Genomic DNA, 21,701 nt, shown 5'->3' with positions numbered 1-21,701 from the left:
CGTTCCGCAGTTCCGGCTCCTGATCGAGTCGGTGACTCAGTGGCAGGGGAGCGGGTGTGTGGCGGAGACTCTCACCCGGCGGCGCCCCGCCGCAGGAGTTCGACGCCGCCGCCCTCCCGGCGTGCACCGACGCCGAGTAACAGCGCGTTCGAGGCGGTGTTGCGCTCGTCGACCTCGCAGGTCACCTCGTGATGTCCTCGGCGGTGCAGCACCCCGAACGCCTCGGCGAGCAGGTGACGTGCCACCCCGCGCCGGCGGTGGTCGGCGGCGGTGCCGATCAGGCCCAGTCGAGGTCTCGGCTGCCGGTTCCATACCCGGGTCAGGCCGAGATAGGCGTCGGTGACGCGATCCACCGCGATCAGGTACAGCGCCGGGTCGAACTCGGGATCGGCGAAGGTGTCCGAGGCGAAGCTCACCGGGTCGTTCCGCCAGCCGCCCGCGCCGGGAACCTCCCCGCGCAGCTCGTCGTCGAGCACTCGCCACCGGTCGGGGTCGGCCGCCATGACCGACCGGAGCTCGACATCGCCGAGCCCGACGCCCAGCCCGGTCACCGCCGGATCGGTCGGCACCGCGTACCGGTGCTCGCTGCGGTGCACCACGAAACCGCGCTCGGTCAGTGCGGTGAGCGCGGCGGCGTCGGCCTCGTCCACCTCCACGTACAGATCGGTGTCCAGCGCGCGGAGCGCGGTCTCGACCAGCGGGCCGTACTCGTCGGTCGCCGCGCCGAGGAAGAACAGGTGTCGGCGCCCGTCCGGTCTGCGCAGCGCCCGCAGTCCGCCCCCTCGGCCGTCGTCAGTCAGGACTGCCCAGCCGTTGTCGACATCACCCTGCACCATCACGGGAAGTGACCCTATGGGTCGCCTCGGTGGTGTGGGCAACCGATTTCCCGCGAACCGGCCCCGGGCCGGGGCGGCACGAGGTGCCTGCCGGGCATTCCTTCGACGCTCTCCCTGGGGCGGATTGTCGGGCGGGCGCAATCGTGACCGCGCGCACTCCGGACGACGCCGCCCCGTGCGGTGGACGTCGCGTGGCTCGACAGAATCACCGACTGGGATCGGGTTCCGGCCGGTAAGACTCGCCTCGAGCGCAAACCGTACTCGTCGGTTCCGGCCCTGTCGACCAGGTTATCGCCAGCCGATCGGTTATCGCGGCAGGTGATGTCGCGACGGAGCCACCGGTCCGCCGAACGTGACTTTAATACGCGTCTCGGGATTCTTTCGTCCATCGTGAAACTGCGATTCCCGGCTGGTGGGACAGCCGGTGAGGTGCGGTATACGTCGCGGCAGGCGGAGTCGTCGTTGATCGTCCCGAGGCCTCGTCTTCGCAGTTCGTGGGTGGTAGTCCCCGGTGGTAGTCCCGGTGGTGCCTGCGCCGCGCAGCCGTCCCTTCGGTTGCGAACCCGGTCTTATGCCCGATTTTTCGGTCGCTCGCCAACTTGTTGCGCGTGCGCGCTGTCTGTGACTCATCGACTTCTTTGTGCGCCGATCCTGTTTTCGGGCAACTGTCGCTGCCTCGAATTGTTAGGCCGAATGCACCCTTGTCGAATGAGTGCCGGTTGATAACCTGAAGCCGACTCGACCGCCGACCGTTTGAATCGCCATTGCGCCCTGCCACCGGACACCGTCTCACGCGGTGCACTCCGGCCGCACTCCGTATGCGATCAGCGGCGATCTCGGCCAGGTCGGGGAATGGCGCGTCTTGGGGGGCGCGCCCGTCGTCTTGGGGGCGTGCGGATGAATGCTGCTGTTCTACTGCTGAGCCGTCGTGGGTTCCACGGCGGGAACTGCCAGGCGGTCGGCACGAGGCGGGGCGCCGCTGCCCGGGGGACGGCCGCAGGCCCGCCCCTGCGGCCGAGCACCTCGACAGCCGCCGACGGCGAGGCACGCGGCCCGGGGGAGGACGTCGGTGCCCGCCACGGGCGATCCGCGGCAGGCGCGCACCGCGGGCCGGACGCGGCCTGCGGACAGGACGAGGCTCCTCGGTCCGACGAGGTCGGCGACCCGACGGCTCGCCTCGTCGACGAACGGACGACGGGCGGGGTCTGCTGATGCCGAAGCGGACCGATCTCCGACACGTACTGGTGATCGGCTCTGGGCCGATCGTCATCGGTCAGGCCTGTGAGTTCGACTATTCCGGTACTCAGGCGTGTCGGGTGTTGCGGGAGGAGGGCCTGCGGGTCAGCCTGGTGAACTCGAATCCGGCGACGATCATGACTGATCCGGAGTTCGCGGATGCGACGTATATCGAGCCGATCACGCCGGAGTTCGTGGAGAAGGTGATCGCTGCGGAGCGGCCGGACGCGATCCTGGCCACGCTGGGCGGGCAGACCGCGTTGAACACCGCTCTCGCGCTGCACGAACGCGGGGTGCTGGCGAAGTACGACGTCGAGCTGATCGGCGCTGACATCGAGGCCATTCAGCGCGGCGAAGACCGACAGGTCTTCAAGTGCCTGGTGCGCGGCATCGGCGCGGAGGTCCCGCGCAGCGCGGTGTGCCGCACCATGGCCGAGGTCCGCGCCACCGTCGCCGAGCTGGGCCTGCCGGTGGTGATCCGGCCGTCGTTCACCATGGGCGGCCTGGGCTCCGGCCTGGCCCGCACCCCCGAGGAGCTGGAGCGGCTGGCCGAGGGCGGACTCGCGGAGTCCCCGGTCACCGAGGTGCTGATCGAGGAGAGCGTGCTCGGCTGGAAGGAGTACGAGCTGGAGCTGATGCGGGACCGCAAGGACAACGTCGTCGTGGTGTGCTCCATCGAGAACATCGACCCGATGGGCGTGCACACCGGCGACTCGGTGACCGTCGCGCCCGCGATGACCCTGACCGACCGCGAGTACCAGCACATGCGCGACGTCGGCATCGCGGTGATCCGCGAGGTGGGCGTGGACACCGGCGGCTGCAACATCCAGTTCGCCGTGAACCCGGCGACCGGGCGGATGGTCGTCATCGAGATGAACCCGCGCGTCTCGCGCTCCTCGGCGCTGGCGTCGAAGGCGACCGGCTTCCCCATCGCCAAGATCGCCGCGCGACTCGCGATCGGCTACACCCTGGACGAGATCCGCAACGACATCACCGGCGAGACCCCGGCCAGCTTCGAGCCGACCCTGGACTACGTCGCGGTGAAGGTGCCCCGGTTCGCCTTCGAGAAGTTCCCCGGCGCCGATCCCACCCTGACCACGACCATGAAGTCGGTCGGCGAGGCGATGGCCATCGGCCGCAGCTTCATCGAGGCGCTGGGCAAGGCGTTGCGCTCCATGGAGACCAGGGCCGCGGGCTTCTGGACCGTGCCCGACGACCCGGCCGTCGACCCGGACACCGCGCTGAAGTCCGTCCTGGACGCCCTGCGCACCGGCCACGACGGGCGCCTGTACACGGTGGACCGGGCGCTGCGTCTGGGCGCGACGATCCAGCAGGTGCATGCGGCGTCCGGCATCGACCCGTGGTTCGTCGAGCAGATCGCCTGCCTGGTCGACCTCGGCCGGGAGATCCGGGACGCGCCGATGCTGGACGAACCCCTGCTGCGCGCGGCGAAGCGGGCGGGCCTGTCCGATCGACAGATCGCGGTGCTGCGCCCCGAATCGGCTGGCGAGGACGGCGTGCGCGCCCTGCGGCACGCGCTGGGCGTGCGGCCGGTCTTCAAGACCGTCGACACCTGCGCGGCCGAGTTCGCCGCCACGACGCCGTACCACTACTCGGCCTACGAGTTCGACCCCGACGCGGAGACCGAGGTCGCCGAGCAGCGGGATCGACCCAAGGTCGTCATCCTGGGCTCCGGACCGAACCGGATCGGGCAGGGGATCGAGTTCGACTACTCGTGCGTGCACGCGGCGACGGCGCTGCGCGAGGCTCCCGACTTCGGGCACGGGTACGAGACGGTGATGGTCAACTGCAATCCGGAGACCGTGTCCACCGACTACGACACCGCCGACCGGCTGTACTTCGAACCGCTGACCTTCGAAGACGTGCTGGAGGTGTGCCACGCCGAGCAGCGCTCCGGCACCGTCGTCGGCGTGATCGTGCAGCTCGGCGGGCAGACGCCGCTGGGCCTGGCGCAGCGGCTCGCGGACGCGGGGGTGCCGATCGTGGGGACTCCGCCGCACGCCATCCACCTCGCCGAGGACCGGGGCGCCTTCGGTCGGGTGCTCGCCGACGCGGGTCTTCCCGCGCCGAGGTACGGCACCGCCACGTCGTTCGCCCAGGCCAAGGCCGTCGCCGACGAGATCGGCTACCCGGTGCTGGTGCGCCCCTCCTACGTGCTGGGCGGTCGCGGCATGGAGATCGTCTACGACGACCAGGCGCTGGCGGGCTACATCGTCCGCGCCACCGAGGTCAGTCCGGAGCACCCGGTGCTGGTCGACCGGTTCCTGGACGACGCGATCGAGATCGACGTGGACGCCCTGTTCGACGGCGAGGAGATCTTCGTCGGCGGCGTGATGGAGCACATCGAGGAGGCAGGCGTGCACTCCGGCGACTCGGCGTGCGTGCTGCCCCCGATCACCCTGAGCGGGGCCGACGTCGACGCCGTGCGGTTTTCCACCCGCGCCATCGCCGCAGGCATCGGGGTGCGCGGCCTGCTCAACGTCCAGTACGCGCTCAAGGACGGCGTGCTCTACGTGCTGGAGGCCAACCCGAGGGCGTCGCGCACCGTGCCGTTCGTGTCCAAGGCGACCGCCGTCCCGCTGGCCAGGGCGGCGGCGCGGATCATGCTCGGCGCGAGCATCGTCGACCTGCGCTCGGAGGGCGTCCTCCCCGCCGTCGGCGACGGGACACGACCGTCACCGCAGGCCCTCGTCGCGGTCAAGGAGGCGGTGCTCCCGTTCCCTCGGTTCCGCACCGCCGACGGCGGGGGCGTCGACTCGCTGCTGGGGCCGGAGATGAAGTCCACCGGCGAGGTCATGGGCACCGACGTGTCCTTCGGTCTGGCCTACGCCAAGGCGCAGCTGGCTGCGGGAGTGGCGCTGCCGTCGTCGGGTCCGGCCTACGTCTCGTTGACCCGTCGGCAGGTGGCGGCGGCCCTTCCCGCGCTGGCCACGCTGCGGCGGCACGGTGTCGAGCTGGTGGCCGACCACGCGACCGCCGAGCTGTTGGCCGCCGAGGACGTGCCGGTGCGGGCGCTCCCGGCCGGGCTGTCCGATGACGACCTGGCCAGGCTGCTGGTGGACGAGGTCGAGCTGGTGGTGACGCTGGACCGGACCCCGTCGGCGCGCGTGGCGAGGTCGACCGCCGCCGCCCGTTCGACGGCCGTGGTGACGACCGTGCCCGGCCTGTCGGCGCTCGCGGCGGCGTTGACCGCGTCGTCTGCGGAGCCGCCGGAGTCGTTCTCCGGCTTCACGATCGTGCCCTTGCAGAGGATGCACGTCGGCCGAGTCCGCCCTGCCGCTCCCGGCGTCGCGGGCGGACGCCTGGAGTACGAACTCGCGACGCTCGAACGACAGCGGCAGTGGTCAGCCCCGGTGCCGAGCACCTGATCTCGACGGGGCGGCAGGTTTCTCCGTTTCTTCCGATATTCCGACGTGAACTCGCATTGGAGGATCGCGTTGATCACGGATCGTGTCTATGACCTGGTGCGGGACGACGTCTTCTTACGTGTCACCGGGCTGGGGGATCTCACCCGCTTCTACCTGAAACTGGAGGGCCTCAACGCAGCAGGATCGATCAAACTGAAGACCGCCCGCAGCATTCTCACCGGCGCGGAACTGTCCGGTGTGGACATGTCACAGGTCCGGATCATCGAGTCGACGTCGGGGAACCTCGGGGTGGCGCTCGCGGTGATCTGCGCGGCGAAGGGCTACCGCCTCACCTGCGTCACGGACGCGAACGCCAACGCCTCGGCCGCCGCGATCATGCGGACCCTGGGGGCCGAGGTGGTCGTCATCCGGGAGCGCGACGAGAACGGCGGCTTCCTGGGCAGCCGGATCTCCTACATCAGGCGACGGCTTCAAAAGGAGCCGGACCTGTTCTGGGTCAACCAGTACGCCAATCCCGACAACTCGCTCGCCCACGAGCAGAGCACCGCCCCGGCCGTGCTCGACGAGTTCCACAAGGTGGACCGGCTGTACGTCGGCGTCGGCACCGGCGGGACGCTCATGGGGATCACGGACTACTTCCGGACGCACAGCCCGCAGACCCGGATCGTCGCCGTCGACTCGGTGGGCTCGGTGAACTTCAGCTCCGAGCCGGGGCCCCGCCACATTCCGGGCCTGGGCACGAGCAGGCGGCCGGAGCTGCTGGCGCCGGACGCACCGGACGAGGTGGTGCTGGTGCACGAGGACGACACGGTGCGCGAGTGCCGCTGGCTGGCCAGGACGACCGGCCTGCTCGCGGGCGGCTCGACCGGCACGGTCCTCGCCGCGATCCGCCGCCAGGCCGCCGACATCGACCCGGACGAGACGGTCGTGGCGATAGCCCCCGACCTCGGCGAGCGATACCTGAACTCCGTCTACGACGACGACTGGGTGATCGAGCACGGCCTGGGCCGGGCACTGGCCCCCGAACGGCCGCTCGAGGAGGGACAGCGTGATGTTCTCGTTTGAGGTGGTGCCCGGCAGGGTCGTCAAGGAGGTCCTGGACGCCTCGCTCCCGCGCGTGGTCGACCTGGTCCAGGACGCCTACCTGCGGCACGACGCCGGGCGAACGATCAACCCGGACAGCTACTTCCTGCGGTTCCCGGCGAAGCCGGACGCCAGGATCATCGCGTTGCCCGCCTTCGCCGACCTGGCCGCCGCCCCCGTCGCGGGCATCAAGTGGATCGCCAGCTTCCCGTCGAACGTGCGGCGGGACGTGCCGCGTGCCTCGGCGGTGCTGATCCTCAACGACTACGAGACCGGCTACCCGACGGCGCTGCTGGAGGCGGCGTCGATCAGCGCCGCGCGGACGGCGGCGTCGGCGGCGGTGGCGGCGCGGGCGCTCGCGGCACACCTGCCGGGCAACGGAGAGGTCTCGATCATCGGGGCCGGGGTGATCGCGCGGACGATCCTGCGCTACCTGACGGCGGTCGGCCACCGAGTGGACCGGCTGCGGGTGTTCGATCTGCACCCGGAGTCGGCCGACAACCTCGTGCGGCTGGCGAGGGACGAGCTGGGACTGATCGCGGAGCGGGTGGCCACGGCCGCGGAGGTGCTGACGGCGCAGACCGTGGTGACCGCGACGACGGCCGGGGCCCCGCACCTCGCGCGCCCCTTGGAGCCGGGGCAGATCGCGCTGAACATCTCGCTGCGTGACTTCGCCCCGTCGGTGGTCCTCGGCGCGCAGAACTACCTCGACGACGTCGAGCACTGCATGAAGGCCGACACCTCGCCGCACCTGGCCGAGCAGGAGACGGGCAACCGCGACTTCGTCACGGGCACGATCGCCGACCTGGTGCTCGGCCGGGCGCTGCCCGATCCGGGCCGGGGCGTGCTGGTGTCGCCGTTCGGCCTGGGCGTCCTGGACCTCGCGGTCGGGCAGCACGTGCTCTCGGTCGCCCGTGAACAGGGGCTGGCGCTCGAGGTGCCGGACTTCTTCGGCGAGACGCAGCGGTGGTGACGGCCATGCGCATCGCGGTCATCGGGGCAGGCCCGCGCGGCCTGTCGGTGCTGGAACGGGTCGTCAGCCACACCAGGCTGCCCGGTCCGGCGACGGAGCTGCTGCTCATCGAGCCGGGCGAGCCGGGGGTGGGCGTGCACGACGTCAAGCAGCCGGACTACCTGCTGCTCAACACCATCGCCGCCCAGCTCACGATCTTCTCCGACGAGCACATGACGCCGGGCGCACCGGTCACCACCGGGCCGAGCCTGCACGAATGGTGCCTGACCCGGCACGGGCCGGTGCGGTTCGACGACTACCTGCCGCGCAGGCTGCTCGGCGAGTACCTCCAGTGGGCGGTGCGCGACCTGCTGGCGCGGGTGCCGCCCCGGCTGACGGTGCGGCACCTCCCGGCGGTCGCCCGCGACGTGCGGCAGGCGGGGTCCGGCGCGGTGGTGACGTTGGCGGACGGCACCACGCACGAGGTGGACCTGGCCGTCGTGACCACCGGGCACGGCCTGGCCGCCGCCGAGCCCGCTGCGGGCGGTGCCCTCGTGGCGACGCCCTACCCGCTGCCCGCGCGGGTCGAGGGCATCGCCGAGGGCGCGACGGTCGCGCTGCGGGGCTCCGGCCTGACGGCCATGGACGTGATCGCCGGGCTCACGGTGGGGCGAGGCGGTGTCTTCGGCCAGGACGGCTACACCCCCTCGGGCCGGGAGCCGCACATCGTGCTGGCCAACCGGACGGGCCTCCTGCCGTGCGCCCGGCCGCGCGCGAGTCGGGGGCGCCTCCCGGCACCCGCAACGCACCTCACCCCGGCCGCGATCACGAGACTGCGGGAGCGGGTGCCCGGCGGCCTGCTGGACTTCCGCCGCGACGTGGAACCGCTGATCCGGCGCGAGGCCCTCGCCCGGCTGGCGGCGCCGGGCCCGCCGACCTACGCGGAGATCGCGGCGGTCGACCGGGCGTTGTCGCCGGTGCCCGGCACCTGGGCGACCTATGCGGAGTACCGCGACGCGACGCTGGCGCTGGCCCGCGCCGACCTGGCCGAGGCGGAGCGGGGCCTCGGCGTCAGCCCGGTCAAGGAGGCACTGGAGGTGCTCCGCGACCACCGGGAGAGCCTCCGGGTCGTCGTCGACCCGCCGGGCCTGACCGAGGAGTCGCACCGGTACTTCCTGGACGAGTACGTGCCCCTGGTCAACCGCGTGGTGATCGGCCCGCAGAAGGAACGCCTCCACGAACTGCTGGCGTTGACGGCGGCCGGCATCGTCACCCTGGGGCCCGGGCCGGGGGCCGTGGTTGCGCGGGCGGGCGACCGGTGGGCGCTGACGTCCACCGGGCTGGGCGAACCGCGCCGCGTCGAGGTCGACGCCGTCGTGCGGGCCAACCTGACCTGGCCTGCGCCCGACGACGAGAAGGACCCCGTCGGTTCGGCGCTGCGGACGTGGGTCGCGGCGGGCGACGACCGATCGCGGCGTCTGACCCTGGACCGGGACGGATACGTGATCCGGCGGGACGGCGAGCCGTGCACCGCGATCGCCGTGTTCGGGCCGCCCGCAGAAGGCGCCAGCTACTACAACCACTACGTGCCGTCTCCCGGCAGGTGGTCTCGGGCCCTCACCGATCTCGACCGCGTGCTGGTCCCGGTGCTCAGCGCGAAGGAGGCGGCGATGCGCGCGGCTCCCTGACGCCCGTGGCCACGCGGCCGATCGGGACGACCACCAGCACCGCCCTCCGCATACGAACAAGAAGGTGACGACGCGATCATGCTGATTCTCTCGCTCAAAGAGGGGCACGACGGAGGAATCACGGCCATCGAGGACGGCAGACTGCTGTTCGCCCTGGAGGCCGAGAAGGACAACTACCCGCGCTACGACCGGCTGACCGGGGAGGTCATGGCGCGCGCGGCCGGACTGCTCGACCGGGTGCCCGACGTCGTGGCCCTGGGTGGCTGGGTCAAGGGCTTCCACTCCGTGGAGCCGCCGTCCAGGACCGGCTACTTCGGCGTCGGCGACGGGTCGACCTCGGACGAGGAGGGCACCTTCTTCGGGAAGAAGGTGCGCTACTTCTCCTCCACCCACGAGCGATCGCACATCTACACCTCGCTGGGCATGGCCCCGCGAGCCACCGGGCAGGCCTACTACTCGCTGGTGTGGGAGGGGAACATCGGCGACTTCTACCGCATCGACGAGCAGGGCAGGCCGACGCACCTCAAGCACGTGCTCGCCGACCCCGGCAACAAGTACGCCTACCTGTTCGCCCTGGCCGACCCGAGCTTTCCCGTGGGCACCGGTCTGTTCCGCTACAACGACGCGGGCAAGCAGATGGCGTTGACCGCCTTCGCCGAGCAGGGCCCGACGACCGCCGAAGAGAAGGAGACCATCGACTTCATCCTGCGACAGCAGCAGATCATCCTGAATCTGTCCAAGGACGAGATGTCCTGGTCGCACGTCTACGACAAGGGCGTCGAGTCGCAGGAGTACCGCAACATCGCGGCCAAGCACTCGCAGGCGATCTTCGACATGTTCTACGACTACGCCTCGGAGCACATGAAGGAGGGCCTGCCGCTGCTGATCTCCGGCGGCTGCGGCCTGAACTGCGACTGGAACGCCCAGTGGCGGGAGAGCGGCCTGTTCGAGTCGGTGTTCGTTCCGCCGTGCCCGAACGACAGCGGCTCCGCGCTGGGCACCGGCATCGACGCCCAGTGGTACTACACCGGTGACGCGACCATCGAGTGGTCGGTCTACTCGGGTGAGGAGTTCGTCGAGGACGTCCAGCCGGACCTGGCGAAGTACGAGGTGCGCCCCCTGGTGCCCGCCGAGGTCGCCCGCTACGTCGAACAGGGCAACATCATCGGCTGGGCCGCGGGCCGGTACGAGATGGGCCCGCGTGCGCTGGGCAACCGGTCGATCCTCGCGGCGCCGTTCACCGAGGAGACGACGGCGCGGCTCAACGCGATCAAGCGTCGGGAGGGGTATCGCCCCATCGCCCCCATCGCGCTGGAGTCCGACGCGCACCGGTGGTTCGCGGGCTCGGTCGTCGACCCGTACATGCTCTTCTTCAACCGGGTGACCAGCGATCGGCTCAAGGCCGTCACGCACGTGGACGGCAGCGCCCGCACGCAGACGGTCACCCGAGAGCGCAACGGTCGCATCGTCGACGTGTTGGAGGCGTTCCGCGACATCACCGGTTTCAGCGTCCTGTGCAACACCTCGCTGAACAACAACGGACGCGGATTCATCAATCGCACCAGCGACCTGCTCGCCTACGGCGAGAAGCACGGCTTGGACGGCTACGTCGTCAACGACGTGTTCGTGACGCCGCGCAGGGCGTGAAGGCATCCGTTCGGATCTCGGATCGACGGTGGACTTCGACAGATCACGGCTGTTCGGCGATCGCTTGTCGGCCGCGCCGCGTCCGGTCTGCGGACGCGGCGCGCGATGCGTGCCGTCTGACACTTCGCAAGGGGAGAAGCACCCGACATGACCACGTCCACGCACTCCGTCACCCAGGCACCGCTGTCCTTCGGTCAGGAACAACTGTGGTTCCTCGACCAGCTCACCCCGGGCCTGACGACCTACAACATCCTGCTCGCGGCCCGGCTGCGCGGACCGCTGGACGTGCCGGTGCTGCAGAGATGCCTGAGCATCGTGGTCGAGCGGCACGAGGCGTTACGGGTCACCATCCGCTCCTCGGAGGGCACGCCGTACCAGGTCCTCACCGCGCCGTCGGAGGTGGCGCTGGAGGTCGAGGCGCATCCCGGCCTGGCCGACGACGGGCGTGAGCGGGCGATCGAGGCCGCGCTGGAGGAGATGTCCACCACGCCGTTCGATCTGGAGAACGGACCGCTGTACCGCTACCGCGTCCTCGCGTTCGCCGAGGACGACCACGTGCTGCTGCAGAACGTGCATCACATCATCACCGACGGCTGGTCGTCCGGAATCGTCAACGCCGAGCTGGCCGAGGCGTATCGGGCGCTCACCGAGGGGCGCGAGCCCGCGTTCGACGGGCCGGGCTCGCGGTTCACCGAGTCCGCGCGGGCACAGCGCGAACACATGCACGGCGAGACGCTGGACGAGGAGCTGGCGTTCTGGGCGGAGCGGCTGGGGGACCTCCCGACCCTGGAGTTCCCCACCGACCGGCCACGCCCGCCCGCACCGACCAGGCGGGCGCACTCGATCACCCGGCACCTGCCGGACGAACTGCTGATCGCGGCCCGCAGGCTGGCCGAGGAGCACGGCGTCTCGCTCTACATGGTGCTGGTCTCCGCGCTGAACGTGGTGCTCAGCCGCTACACGGGCCAGGAGGACGTCCCCGTCGGCGTGCCGATGCTGGGCCGGGTCGACCCCGAGGAGGAGACGGTCGTCGGCCTGTTCGTCAACATGGTGGTGCTGCGCTCCGACCTGTCGGGCGACCCGACCTTCGCCGAGCTGCTCGCTCGCACCATGGAGGCGAACTTCGACCTCTACGAGCATCAGGAGGTGCCGTTCCACCTGGTGGTGGACCGGGTGCAGCCGGTAAGGGTGCCCGGCCGCAACCCGCTGTTCCAGGTCTCCATGCAGCTGCTCGGCGACGCGAACTCCGGCGGTGCGCTGGACCTGCCCGGCATCGAGGCCGAGCCGATCTCGCTGGCCTCGACCGGCTCCCGGTTCGACATGGCGATCGACTTCGTGGAGTCCGGCGACTCGCTGCGCGCGGTCGTGGAGTATTCCACCGACCTGTTCGACCAGTGGCGGATCGAGGCGCTGCTCGACCACATCGGGTCGGTCGTGACGGCGGCGTCCGGCGACTCGTCGCAGCCGCTGTCCAGGCTGCCCGTGGTGACCCCGGCGGAGCGGGTCGAGCTGATGGAGTGGGGGCGCGGCGAGGCGGCCGAGTACTCCGAGCTGCCGCTGCACGTGGCCTTCGCCGAGGTCGCGCGGGCCACGCCGGACGCGGTGGCGGTGGTGTGCCGAGGCGCGGAGCTGACCTACGGGGAGCTGGACCGGCGCGGCGACCTGCTCGCCCGGCATCTGCGGACGCTGGGCGTGACGCACGGCCAGGTGGTGGCGATCGTCATCGACCGCGACCTGGACGCCTACGTGGCGATGCTCGGCGTGCTGAAGGCGGGCGGCGCGTTCGCCATGATGGACCCGAAGGTGCCTGCAGGCCGCCTCGACTTCATGATCCGCGACACCGCCGCGCCGGTCGTGATCAGCCGCGCCGCCCTCGCCGACCGGCTGCCCGAGGCCGACGGGTGGGCGACGGTCCTGATCGACGCCGACTGGGCGGCCGTCGAGCACACCCCGGCCGACGAGCCGCTGCCGGACGCCACCACTCGGGAGTCGCTGGCCTACGTGCTCTACACCTCCGGCTCCACCGGCACCCCCAAGGGCGTCATGATCGCCCACCGGGCGGTGTCCTTCTTCTGCGAGGCCTACCGGCGAACGTTCGACCTCGGCCCGCAGGACCGGCTGCTCCAGCTGCCTGCACTGAACTTCGACATGTCGCAGGGCGAGATCTGGACGGCGTTCCTCGTCGGGGCGCGGATCGTCGCCGTCTCGCCCGACGACGCCCAGTCGCCGGAGGCGTTGACGGCGCTCCTGCGTGACCAGCGGGTCACCTACGCGGGCCTGCCGCCCGCGATGCAGTCGGTGATGGAACCCGAGCCGTATCCGGACCTGAAGTACGTCATGGGCGGTGCGGAGGTGCTGCCGCCGGAACTGGTCAACAAGTGGAACCTGCCCGGCCGCAAGTACCTCAACCTGTACGGCCCCACCGAGTGCGCGATCGGCCAGACGGAGTACCACGTCGAGCAGATCGAGTGGACGACGCCGCCGCCGATCGGCCGCCCGCAGCTCAACCGGCAGGTCTACGTCGTCGACCGGTTCGACAACCTCGTGCCCAAGGGCGTGAACGGCGAACTGCTCATCGGCGGCGCCGAGGGCGGTCTCTCGCGTGGCTACCTCAACCAGCCTGCGATGACCGCCGAGAAGTTCGTCACCGACCCCTTCGACCCCGACAGCACGGTCTACCGCAGCGGGGACCTGGTGCGGTGGAGCGAGCACGGCCAGATCGAGTTCCTCGGCCGCATCGACAACCAGGTGAAGCTGCGCGGCCTGCGCGTCGAGCTCGGCGAGATCGAGACCGCGTTGCAGGGCCATCCCGGCGTGCTGCGCGCCGTGGTGCTCATGCGCCCGGACCGACGCGGCGAGAACCGGCTGGTCGGCTACCACACGTCGGTGGCCGAGCCGCCGTCGTCCTCGGCACTGCGCGACCACCTCGCGGAGTCGCTGCCGGACTACATGGTGCCCACCGCCTGGGTGGCGCTGGACCGCTTCCCGATGAACAACGACGGGTGGAAGATCAATCGCAACGCGCTGCCGGACCCGGTCGACGAGGACGGCGACCGCGAACTGGCCGAGCCGCAGACCGACACCGAGATCGAGGTGGCGAAGCGGTTCGCCGAAGTGCTGGGCGTCGAGCGCATCGGCCGCAACGACAGCATCTTCGACATCGGCGGCAACTCGTTGCAGGCCCTGCGCCTGGTGAGCCGGATCAACAAGACCTTCAAGATCCGGATCACCGTGCGGTTGCTGTACGGCAACGCCACCGTCGGCGCGATCTCGCAGACCATCGACGACCTGGTGCGGGCGCGGACGAATGGCTGACCTGGAACGGCTCGTGCCGCTGCGCACCGGGGGCGAGAAGCCGCCGGTGTTCTGCGTGCACGCGGTGTCGGGCTCGGCATACGCCTACGCGGGCCTCGCCCGGCTGCTCGACGACGACCGGCCCGTGCACGGCTTCGAAGCTCCGGGGTTCGACAACGACCGCACTCCGGTGCGGTCGTTGTCCGCGCTCGCCGACGAGTACACCGACGTCCTCCGCGAATTCCACCCCGGCGGGCCGTACCTGCTGCTCGGCTGGTCCCTCGGCGGCCTGGTGGCGTTCGAGATGGCGAAACGGCTCACCGCCGCAGGCGACGTCGTGGACCAGCTGGTGCTGGTGGACGCGGGCATCCCGGAGGTGACGGACCTCCCGCCAGAGCAGGAGATCCTGCGCCGGTTCGTCCTGGACATGGCGGGCACGTCCGCCGAGTCGCCGCCGGGCCTGGACGAGCTGGCCGCGACCTGGGCCGCCGACGTCGACCCCGACACGGCGTTCGAGCAGGTCGAGGACGCGGGCATCCTCCCGGAGGAACTCGACGCCTATCTGCTCGGCGAGCAGTACGCGGTGTTCCGCGCGCATCTGGCGGGGTTCTACTCGATCGAGGTCACCGGCAGCCATGCCGGGCCCTCGATACACGTCCTGGCGGAGCACTCGCCCGCCGAGGACATGCGGTGGGGCAGGTTCCTGCCGGACCTCGTCGAGCACACCGTCCCCGGCAGCACCCACCACTCCATCTGGACCGGCGACAGCCTTCTCGAGCTGAGCAGGCTCGTTCGCAAGCGCCTCGGCGACTAGGAGACCAGCACCGTGTCCATCATCGACCCCGACCAGGCCGAGACGCCGCCTACCCGGCAGAAGAGCCTCTGGCGCAACCCGGACTTCATGAAGTTCTGGGTGGGCGAGACGGTCTCCCTGCTCGGCACCCAGGTGACCATCCTCGCCCTGCCGCTGACCGCGATCTACTCGCTCGACGCCACCGACAGCCAGGTCGGCTACCTGCGGTTCGTGCAGCTCGCGCCCTACCTTGTGTTGGCGCTGCTGCTCGGCATCTGGGTCGACCGGGTGCGCAGGCGACGGGTGATGCTGTGGTCGAACCTGGCCAGGATGGTGCTGATCGCCCTCGTCCCGTTACTCTGGGTGACTGATCTGCTGTCCGTGCCGGTACTGCTGGTGATCGCCTGTCTCATCGGCGTGGCGTCGGTCTTGTTCGACCTGAGCTGGATGTCGTACGTGCCGACGCTGGTGAAGAGTCCGGAGCACTACGTCGAGGCCAGCTCCAAGATGGGCATCAGCTCGTCCACGGCAGACGTCGCCGGGCCCGGCATCGCAGGCGTGGTCGTGGCGTGGCTGACCCCGCCGATCGCGCTGCTCGCGCAGACCGGCACCTACCTGCTGTCGATCGTCTCGCTGATGCTCATCGGCGCCAAGGAGCCCAAGCCCGTGGCGGTGCCGGAGCGGCGCGCGTCCCGCGAGCTGAAGGACGGCCTGGTCTGGGTGTTCGGCAAGCCGCTGCTGCGGTGGCTCGCCCTCATCGGGTTCTGCTGCAACTTCTCGATGATCACCACGTGGACGATGTTCCTGCTCTACGGCACGCGCACGATCGGCCTCGACTCCACCACGCTCGGCCTGATCTTCGGCACGGCCTCGGTCGGCGGTCTGATCGGGGCGGTCGTGTCGCGACGGGTCGTCGCGCGCTTCCCGATCGGGCCGACGTACTTCGTGGCACAGAGCGGCCTGCTGCTCGGGCCGCTGCTGATCGTGCTGGCCGCCGGGCCCCGACCGGTGATGATCGCGATGTTCATCGCCTCGTTCTTCACCACCTACCTCGGGCTGGGCATCGCGGGGGTGATCATCGTGGCGCTGCGGCAGACCCTGACGCCGCAGTCGATGATGGGCCGCATGACGGCCTGCTTCCGCACCCTGCTGTTCGGCGGCGGCGCGCTCGGCGGCCTGGTCGCAGGACTGCTCGCCGAGGCCGTCGGTGCCCGCAACGCCCTGATCGTGGCCGCGATCGGGTCGGCCGCCGTCGTGATCGGGCTGATCCTCTCGCCGGTCAGCAGGCTCCGGACGATGCCTGCGGCGGTGGTGGAGCCCGCCCCGGCCGCGTGACGACACGTCCTCCCCGGGCGGACACGGCGGCGGGCGGTGCATTCCTCTCGATGCCCGGCCGCCCGCCGTCGCGGCCCGCCGCTCGCGAGGAGCGTGCCGTGATCCGGGTGACTGCCGGGCGGTACCACGACTGCGGGCCTCGGCCTGCCCGCGACACGGCCGGGTTCCGCTTCGTCTCCGCTCGGCCGCGCGGCGAGACGAGCGGCGGTGCACGCGTCGATCAGGAGCCGGACGATCCTGCACCTGCGGCGCCTCGACCACTGCGCCGAGACATCGCCGGGTACCGACCGGACCTGGTCGGCGCAGCCGCGAACCGGCAGACCGGCCACGCGATCACGCAAGAGGCGAGGTGTATCCGTGCAGTCGACGGGGAGATCGCCCGGGATGGTCCCGGCCGGCGTCGCCGGGCACGCACGCGTCGATGCAGGCGATCACGGCCGGGTGCTCGTCACGCCTGTCGGATAGTGCTCCTCGGTGCCGGCGGTGCCCGGCGGGCGGAGGAGCCCCGGGACACGATGCCCGGTCGTACCGAAGGCGCCGATCTCGGCGGCCCTGGACGGCCGGTGGCGGAACTCGTCGAGCAGGTCCTGCCGTGAGGCACCGGGCACGGAACGACACAGACCTGAAATTGATTCGAGAATACGACGACGACGACGGCCGTCATTCGATGCTGGAACGGGCGCGTCGATCAACAGGCCGCGATCGTGGCGACGCCGTCGTCTTCGGCTGCCCTGCCGTCCCGCCTTTCTTCTCCTTTCGGTCCGGTGAGAATTTGTGGCGGCGGGGTGTCGTCGGCTGGTGCGGAAGAACTCGATGGCCCAAGGCCGTTCGATCTGATCGACGGGCCCTCCCGGCGTTCGGGCCGATCCATTGTTCCGAACTGCCGGGAGTCCTGCGTCGGGTGCGGATCACGTCGCGATCACGCGGTCGGAATTCGTCTCGTAGCAGGTCAACCGTGTGATCGAGTGCGGTTCGCTGCCCGTCGTGCTCAGCCGAAATTGTGCTTGTTGAGGCACTCGACGTAGGCGTAGGTATCGGGCGTGAGATGGTCGCAGGGGCCTGCGGCAGCTGCCGGGACGGTGGTGGCGAAGGCGGCTGCGGCGGCGAGGGCGAGAGCACCGAGAAGGCGAGACATTCCGCTCCGATCGATAATAGCCGCCGGGGTGCGGCCGTTTCGGTGGACGATTATGCGGATCGGCTCAGCCCATCGTCAAGATCATTCATCCGAATCGCTGACAGTTGCACTGATCGAGCGACGAAAGGTGATCGGGTGCGGAGGTCATCGCCGCCGGATTGGCTTGTCCGTTGACGACAGGGCCGGGCGCGGTGAGTTCGAATCTCACCGCGCCCGATCCCCGAACGCCGTCGCCGACCACGGAGCTGCTCGGTCACGCCGATCTCGAGGCTCAGCTCAGACCCGATCGCTGCCTGCATCTGCGACGACGTGCTCTGGCAGGCCGGTCGCCGTCGCCACCGCCCAGCCCGCCGATCACGGCTGGGTCTGGAAGGCGAACTCGAAGTCGTCCGCCATCTGGCCCTGGACGCAGCCGACCCCGGCCGTCGCACCGTCGTCGATGGTGCAGGACCAGCCGTCGGAGAGTTCGACGTTGCCGAGGGCGGCCTCCGCCTTCTCCTCGTCGGGCAGCTGGATGAACTCGTCGATCACGTTGAACGCCTCGGTGCAGCCGACCACGCCGCCCGCCGAGGGCAGGGCGATCAGGTTGTGCGTGGTGCCCGCGTCGAGTTCGATCTCGCCGCAGTCGACCGGTTCCAAGCCGTCCTCGCCCGGACCGGTGGGATCGGCCGCTCCACTGGCGTCGGTCGGGCTGCCGTCGTCGGACGGGGTGCTGTCCTCGGTCAGGCCGCCGCTCGCCGGAGCCTCGGCGGCGGTGTCGTCCGCAGGCACCGCATCCTGATCGGACTCGGTCTGTCCACACGCGGCCAGGAACAGGCCGCCGGCTGCCAGCATCGCGGGCACAAGCACGCTACGTCGATTCATTGCGGTCCTCCTGTCGGTCATGGTCCTTCATGAGTTGAGACGCATGCTTGACCGCCGAGGTTGCCACGACCGTCATATCTGGTTGGAAATTTTCCGCCACAGATCGTTCGTCTCGGCCTCCGTCGTCCGGACGGCCGCGACCCGTCGGCGCACTCCGGGCTGTCGGGGTCCGGTTCGGCTGCGGCTCGGGCATCGGGCGGCGTTGCGCGGTCGGGCTTGCATGAAAATTCAGGATCGTGCATAATTCGTCCTCGTGTCTAAGGTCCTCACCTCCCTGCCCGCCGGCGAGCGCGTCGGCATCGCCTTCTCCGGTGGTCTCGACACCTCGGTCGCAGTCGCGTGGATGCGCGACAAGGGCGCGGTTCCCTGCACCTACACCGCCGACATCGGTCAGTACGACGAGCCCGACATCGGCTCCGTACCGGGCCGGGCGCTGGCCTACGGCGCCGAGATCGCCCGCCTGGTCGACTGCCGCGCCGCACTGGTCGAGGAGGGGCTGGCCGCGCTCACCTGCGGTGCGTTCCACATCCGTTCGGGAGGGCGTGCGTACTTCAACACCACGCCGCTCGGCCGCGCCGTGACCGGAACGCTGCTCGTCAGGGCGATGCTGGAGGACGACGTCCAGATCTGGGGCGACGGCTCGACCTTCAAGGGCAACGACATCGAGCGCTTCTACCGCTACGGGCTGCTCGCGAACCCGAATCTGCGCATCTACAAGCCGTGGCTCGACGCGGACTTCGTCACCGAGCTCGGCGGTCGCAAGGAGATGTCGGAGTGGCTGCTCGCCCATGAGCTGCCCTACCGGGACAGCACGGAGAAGGCGTACTCGACCGACGCCAACATCTGGGGCGCCACCCACGAGGCCAAGACGCTGGAGCATCTCGACACCGGCATCGAGACCGTCAACCCGATCATGGGCGTCCGCTTCTGGGACCCGGACGTCGAGGTCGAGACGGAGGACGTGACGATCGGCTTCGACCAGGGCAGGCCCGTCTCGATCAACGGCAAGGAGTTCGCCACCCCGGTCGACCTGGTGCTGGAGGCGAACGCGATCGGCGGCAGGCACGGCATGGGCATGTCCGACCAGATCGAGAACCGGGTGATCGAGGCCAAGAGCCGCGGCATCTACGAGGCGCCGGGGATGGCGCTGCTGCACGCGGCGTACGAGCGGCTGGTCAACGCCATCCACAATGAGGACACGCTCGCCCACTACCACAACGAGGGCAGGCGCCTCGGCAGGCTGATGTACGAGGGCCGCTGGCTCGACCCGCAGGCGTTGATGGTGCGCGAATCGCTGCAGCGCTGGGTCGGCACCGCCGTCATCGGCGAGGTGACGCTGCGGCTTCGGCGCGGTGAGGACTACTCGATCCTCGACACGACGGGCCCGTCCTTCAGCTACCACCCGGACAAGCTGTCGATGGAACGCACCGAGGACTCGGCGTTCGGCCCGGTGGACCGGATCGGCCAGCTCACCATGCGCAACCTCGACATCGCCGACTCCCGCGCCCGACTCGAGCAGTACGCCGTCCTCGGTCTGGTCGGCACCACCCAGCCCGCGCTCACCGGCGCCGCGCAGGCCGCCGCCACGGGGCTGATCGGCGCGATGCCGCAGGGCGGGGCCCAGGCCATCGCCTCCCGAGGCACCGTCTCCGGCGACGACGAGATCCTGGACCGGGCCGCGATGGAGTTCGGCACCGACTGAGCGGTGGGTCGAGCGGAGGGCCGGTGCTCACTGCCGGCACGACGTGCGCCGCCCGCGAGCGAGTACCTTCCGAAGCCACTGCGGCTCGACTGTCCGGGCGGTCCGGTGCACACCGACAGGCGTGCACCGGACTGTCGTGGTCGCGGGAGCCGACGACACGCGTCGACTCCCGTTGCACGCGCGGGAAGGCGGCCACGGTTTCGATGCCGACCTCTCGCCGCAGGCAGCGGTGATCGTCCGGCTGGTCTCCGGCGAGGGCTGTGGCGGTGTGCTCGGGCTGGGTAGGGAACGGCAGCGCGAGTCGACATCTCCACAGTGCCTGCCTGTGCAACGGCGCTGCCGCTCATCGAGTCCATGGTCAGACGGGGTGATGCCGATGACCAATCCTCACCGATCTCCCGCCCCCTGCTGCGGATCGGTCGCGATGAACGCCTCCACCTCGGCGCGGCGGGCGGCGCTCCAGGTCTCCTGCGTCGCCAGCACGCCCACGATGCCGATCGAGGCGACGAACAGGTAGAAGCTCGCCGGGCCGCCCCAACCGAACTCGTTCTCCAACAGCACGGCGACGAAGGGGGCGAAGCCCGCGATCGACGCCGCCACCTGATAGCCGATCGACGCTCCCGAGGTCCGGGTGTTCGCCCGGAACAGCTCGGCGAACCACGCACCCTGGGTGCCGGTGAGCAGGGCATGGATGACACCGATGCCGATGCCCATCGCCAGCAGCAGGGACACCTGCGTGGCGGCGTTGGCCAACAGGAACATCGGGATGCCGAACCCGATCGCCAGCAGGCAGGCCGTGAGGTACACGCGGCGTCTGCCGACGCGGTCGGTGAGCCAGCCCGCGAAGACCGTGACTCCCACGGCCAGCAGACTCGCCGCCACCAGCGCGGTGAGCGCGGCGGGTCGGTCGCCCGCGTCCCGGCCGGTGACATAGGCGAGCAGATAGGTGGCCGTCAGGTAGTAGGCGCAGGACTCGACGACCCGCAGGGCGATGATCCGCAGGATGTTGCGCCAGTCGTTCCTGATCACCGAGGTCAACGGGTTCTTCACCAGCGTTCCCTGGTCGCGGCTCTCCTCGAACTCCGGCGACTCGGACAGCTTCAGCCGGACGACGAGCCCTACGACGATGAGCACGCTGCTCGCCAGGAACGGCACGCGCCAGGCCCAGTCGCCGTCCAGGGCCACCGAGGCGAGGAAGGCGATGTTGGCCAGCGCGATGCCGAGCGGGTTGCCCGCCTGGGGAATCGAGGCGAACAGGCCTCGTCGTCGCCACGGCGCGTGCTCGAAGGCCATCGTCACGGCGCCGCCCCACTCGGCGCCGAAGGCGAGTCCCTGGATGATCCGGATGAGCAGCAACAGGATCGGCGCCAAGATGCCGACCTGCTGGTAGGTGGGCAGGAAGCCGATCAGCATCGTGGCGACGCCCATCACCAGCAGGGCCGCGACGAGGACGGGCTTGCGGCCGAAGCGGTCGCCGAGATAGCCGCCGAGTGCCCCGCCGATCGGGCGCATCAAGAAGCCGACGCCGAGGGTCGCGAACGACAACAGAGTGCCTACGACCGGGTCGAACTCGGGGAAGAAGACGTCGTCGAAGTAGAGCGCGGCGGCGGTGCCGTAGGCGATGAAGTCGTAGTTCTCCACGCAGGTCCCGGCCGCCGAGGCCAGTGCCGTCTTGAGCTTTCCGGGTGTCCCGTGTGCCGCGCGGCGTCTGCTGTCGGCGTCCGCTGTCATGGGCCTGACTCCTTCG

The 21,701-nt window shown here is 70.2% G+C and carries 13 protein-coding genes and 1 tRNA gene; 10 read left to right on the top strand and 4 right to left on the bottom strand.

The window, feature by feature from the left end; genetic code table 11:
- Positions 1–71 precede the first annotated feature (71 nt).
- Positions 72–836 carry a GNAT family N-acetyltransferase gene (locus tag UA74_RS17205; RefSeq protein WP_075741185.1) on the bottom strand — a complete coding sequence of 255 codons (765 nt, stop codon included), beginning with the start codon at positions 834–836 and terminating at the stop codon, positions 72–74.
- Between the two features lie 1,211 nt (positions 837–2,047).
- On the opposite strand from UA74_RS17205, the gene carB reads away from it, so the two are divergent.
- The 8 genes from carB to UA74_RS17160 all read left to right on the top strand — a co-directional run bounded on the left by carB (position 2,048) and on the right by UA74_RS17160 (position 16,253).
- The gene (carB, locus tag UA74_RS17195) at positions 2,048–5,461 is read left to right on the top strand and encodes a carbamoyl-phosphate synthase large subunit (RefSeq protein ID WP_083683282.1); all 3,414 of its coding nucleotides are present in this window, start codon (positions 2,048–2,050) and stop codon (positions 5,459–5,461) included.
- A gap of 69 nt (positions 5,462–5,530) precedes the next feature.
- Entirely contained in the window at positions 5,531–6,526 is a 996-nt protein-coding gene (gene sbnA, locus UA74_RS17190) for a 2,3-diaminopropionate biosynthesis protein SbnA (RefSeq protein WP_075766197.1), read from the top strand.
- The gene (sbnB, locus tag UA74_RS17185; RefSeq protein ID WP_075764899.1) at positions 6,513–7,517 is read left to right on the top strand and encodes a 2,3-diaminopropionate biosynthesis protein SbnB; all 1,005 of its coding nucleotides are present in this window, start codon (positions 6,513–6,515) and stop codon (positions 7,515–7,517) included. The genes sbnA and sbnB overlap by 14 nt, the downstream gene beginning before the upstream one ends.
- Positions 7,518–7,522: 5 nt before the next feature.
- Entirely contained in the window at positions 7,523–9,184 is a 1,662-nt protein-coding gene (locus tag UA74_RS17180) for an FAD/NAD(P)-binding protein (protein ID WP_075743920.1), read from the top strand.
- 78 nt (positions 9,185–9,262) lie between these two features.
- Positions 9,263–10,831 (top strand): carbamoyltransferase C-terminal domain-containing protein, encoded by a 1,569-nt coding sequence (locus tag UA74_RS17175; RefSeq protein ID WP_075741181.1) that lies wholly within the window; start codon positions 9,263–9,265, stop codon positions 10,829–10,831.
- A gap of 147 nt (positions 10,832–10,978) precedes the next feature.
- On the top strand, positions 10,979–14,146 hold the full coding sequence (locus UA74_RS17170) for a non-ribosomal peptide synthetase (protein WP_075764897.1): 3,168 nt from the start codon (positions 10,979–10,981) through the stop codon (positions 14,144–14,146).
- Positions 14,139–14,939 carry a thioesterase domain-containing protein gene (locus UA74_RS17165; protein ID WP_075764895.1) on the top strand — a complete coding sequence of 267 codons (801 nt, stop codon included), beginning with the start codon at positions 14,139–14,141 and terminating at the stop codon, positions 14,937–14,939. The genes UA74_RS17170 and UA74_RS17165 overlap by 8 nt, the downstream gene beginning before the upstream one ends.
- Positions 14,940–14,951: 12 nt before the next feature.
- Positions 14,952–16,253 (top strand): MFS transporter, encoded by a 1,302-nt coding sequence (locus UA74_RS17160; protein ID WP_075764893.1) that lies wholly within the window; start codon positions 14,952–14,954, stop codon positions 16,251–16,253.
- Between the two features lie 988 nt (positions 16,254–17,241).
- Here UA74_RS17160 and UA74_RS32020 read toward each other — a convergent pair.
- A complete protein-coding gene (locus UA74_RS32020; protein ID WP_157434265.1) occupies positions 17,242–17,388 on the bottom strand; it encodes a hypothetical protein in 147 nt (48 codons plus the stop codon).
- A 133-nt stretch (positions 17,389–17,521) separates the two neighbouring features.
- Between UA74_RS32020 and UA74_RS32015 the strand changes: the two genes are divergently transcribed.
- A tRNA-OTHER gene (locus UA74_RS32015) sits at positions 17,522–17,604 on the top strand.
- Between the two features lie 138 nt (positions 17,605–17,742).
- On the opposite strand, the gene UA74_RS17155 is transcribed toward UA74_RS32015, so the two are convergent.
- Positions 17,743–18,252, bottom strand: coding sequence for a hypothetical protein (locus UA74_RS17155; RefSeq protein WP_157434264.1), 510 nt, complete (start codon positions 18,250–18,252; stop codon positions 17,743–17,745).
- Positions 18,253–18,505: 253 nt separating this feature from the next.
- Here UA74_RS17155 and argG point away from each other — a divergent pair, with 253 nt between their 5' ends.
- On the top strand, positions 18,506–19,954 hold the full coding sequence (argG, locus tag UA74_RS17150) for an argininosuccinate synthase (RefSeq protein WP_075741177.1): 1,449 nt from the start codon (positions 18,506–18,508) through the stop codon (positions 19,952–19,954).
- Between the two features lie 387 nt (positions 19,955–20,341).
- Here the strand turns inward: argG and UA74_RS17145 are convergent, their stop codons facing one another.
- On the bottom strand, positions 20,342–21,685 hold the full coding sequence (locus UA74_RS17145) for an MFS transporter (RefSeq protein WP_075764889.1): 1,344 nt from the start codon (positions 21,683–21,685) through the stop codon (positions 20,342–20,344).
- Positions 21,686–21,701 lie beyond the last annotated feature (16 nt).

This window comes from Actinoalloteichus fjordicus (genome assembly GCF_001941625.1).
Taxonomy (GTDB): Bacteria; Actinomycetota; Actinomycetes; order Mycobacteriales; family Pseudonocardiaceae; genus Actinoalloteichus_A; species Actinoalloteichus_A fjordicus.
Note: the sequence above shows the minus strand (reverse complement) of the source record. Positions and strands in the feature narration are given on the sequence as shown.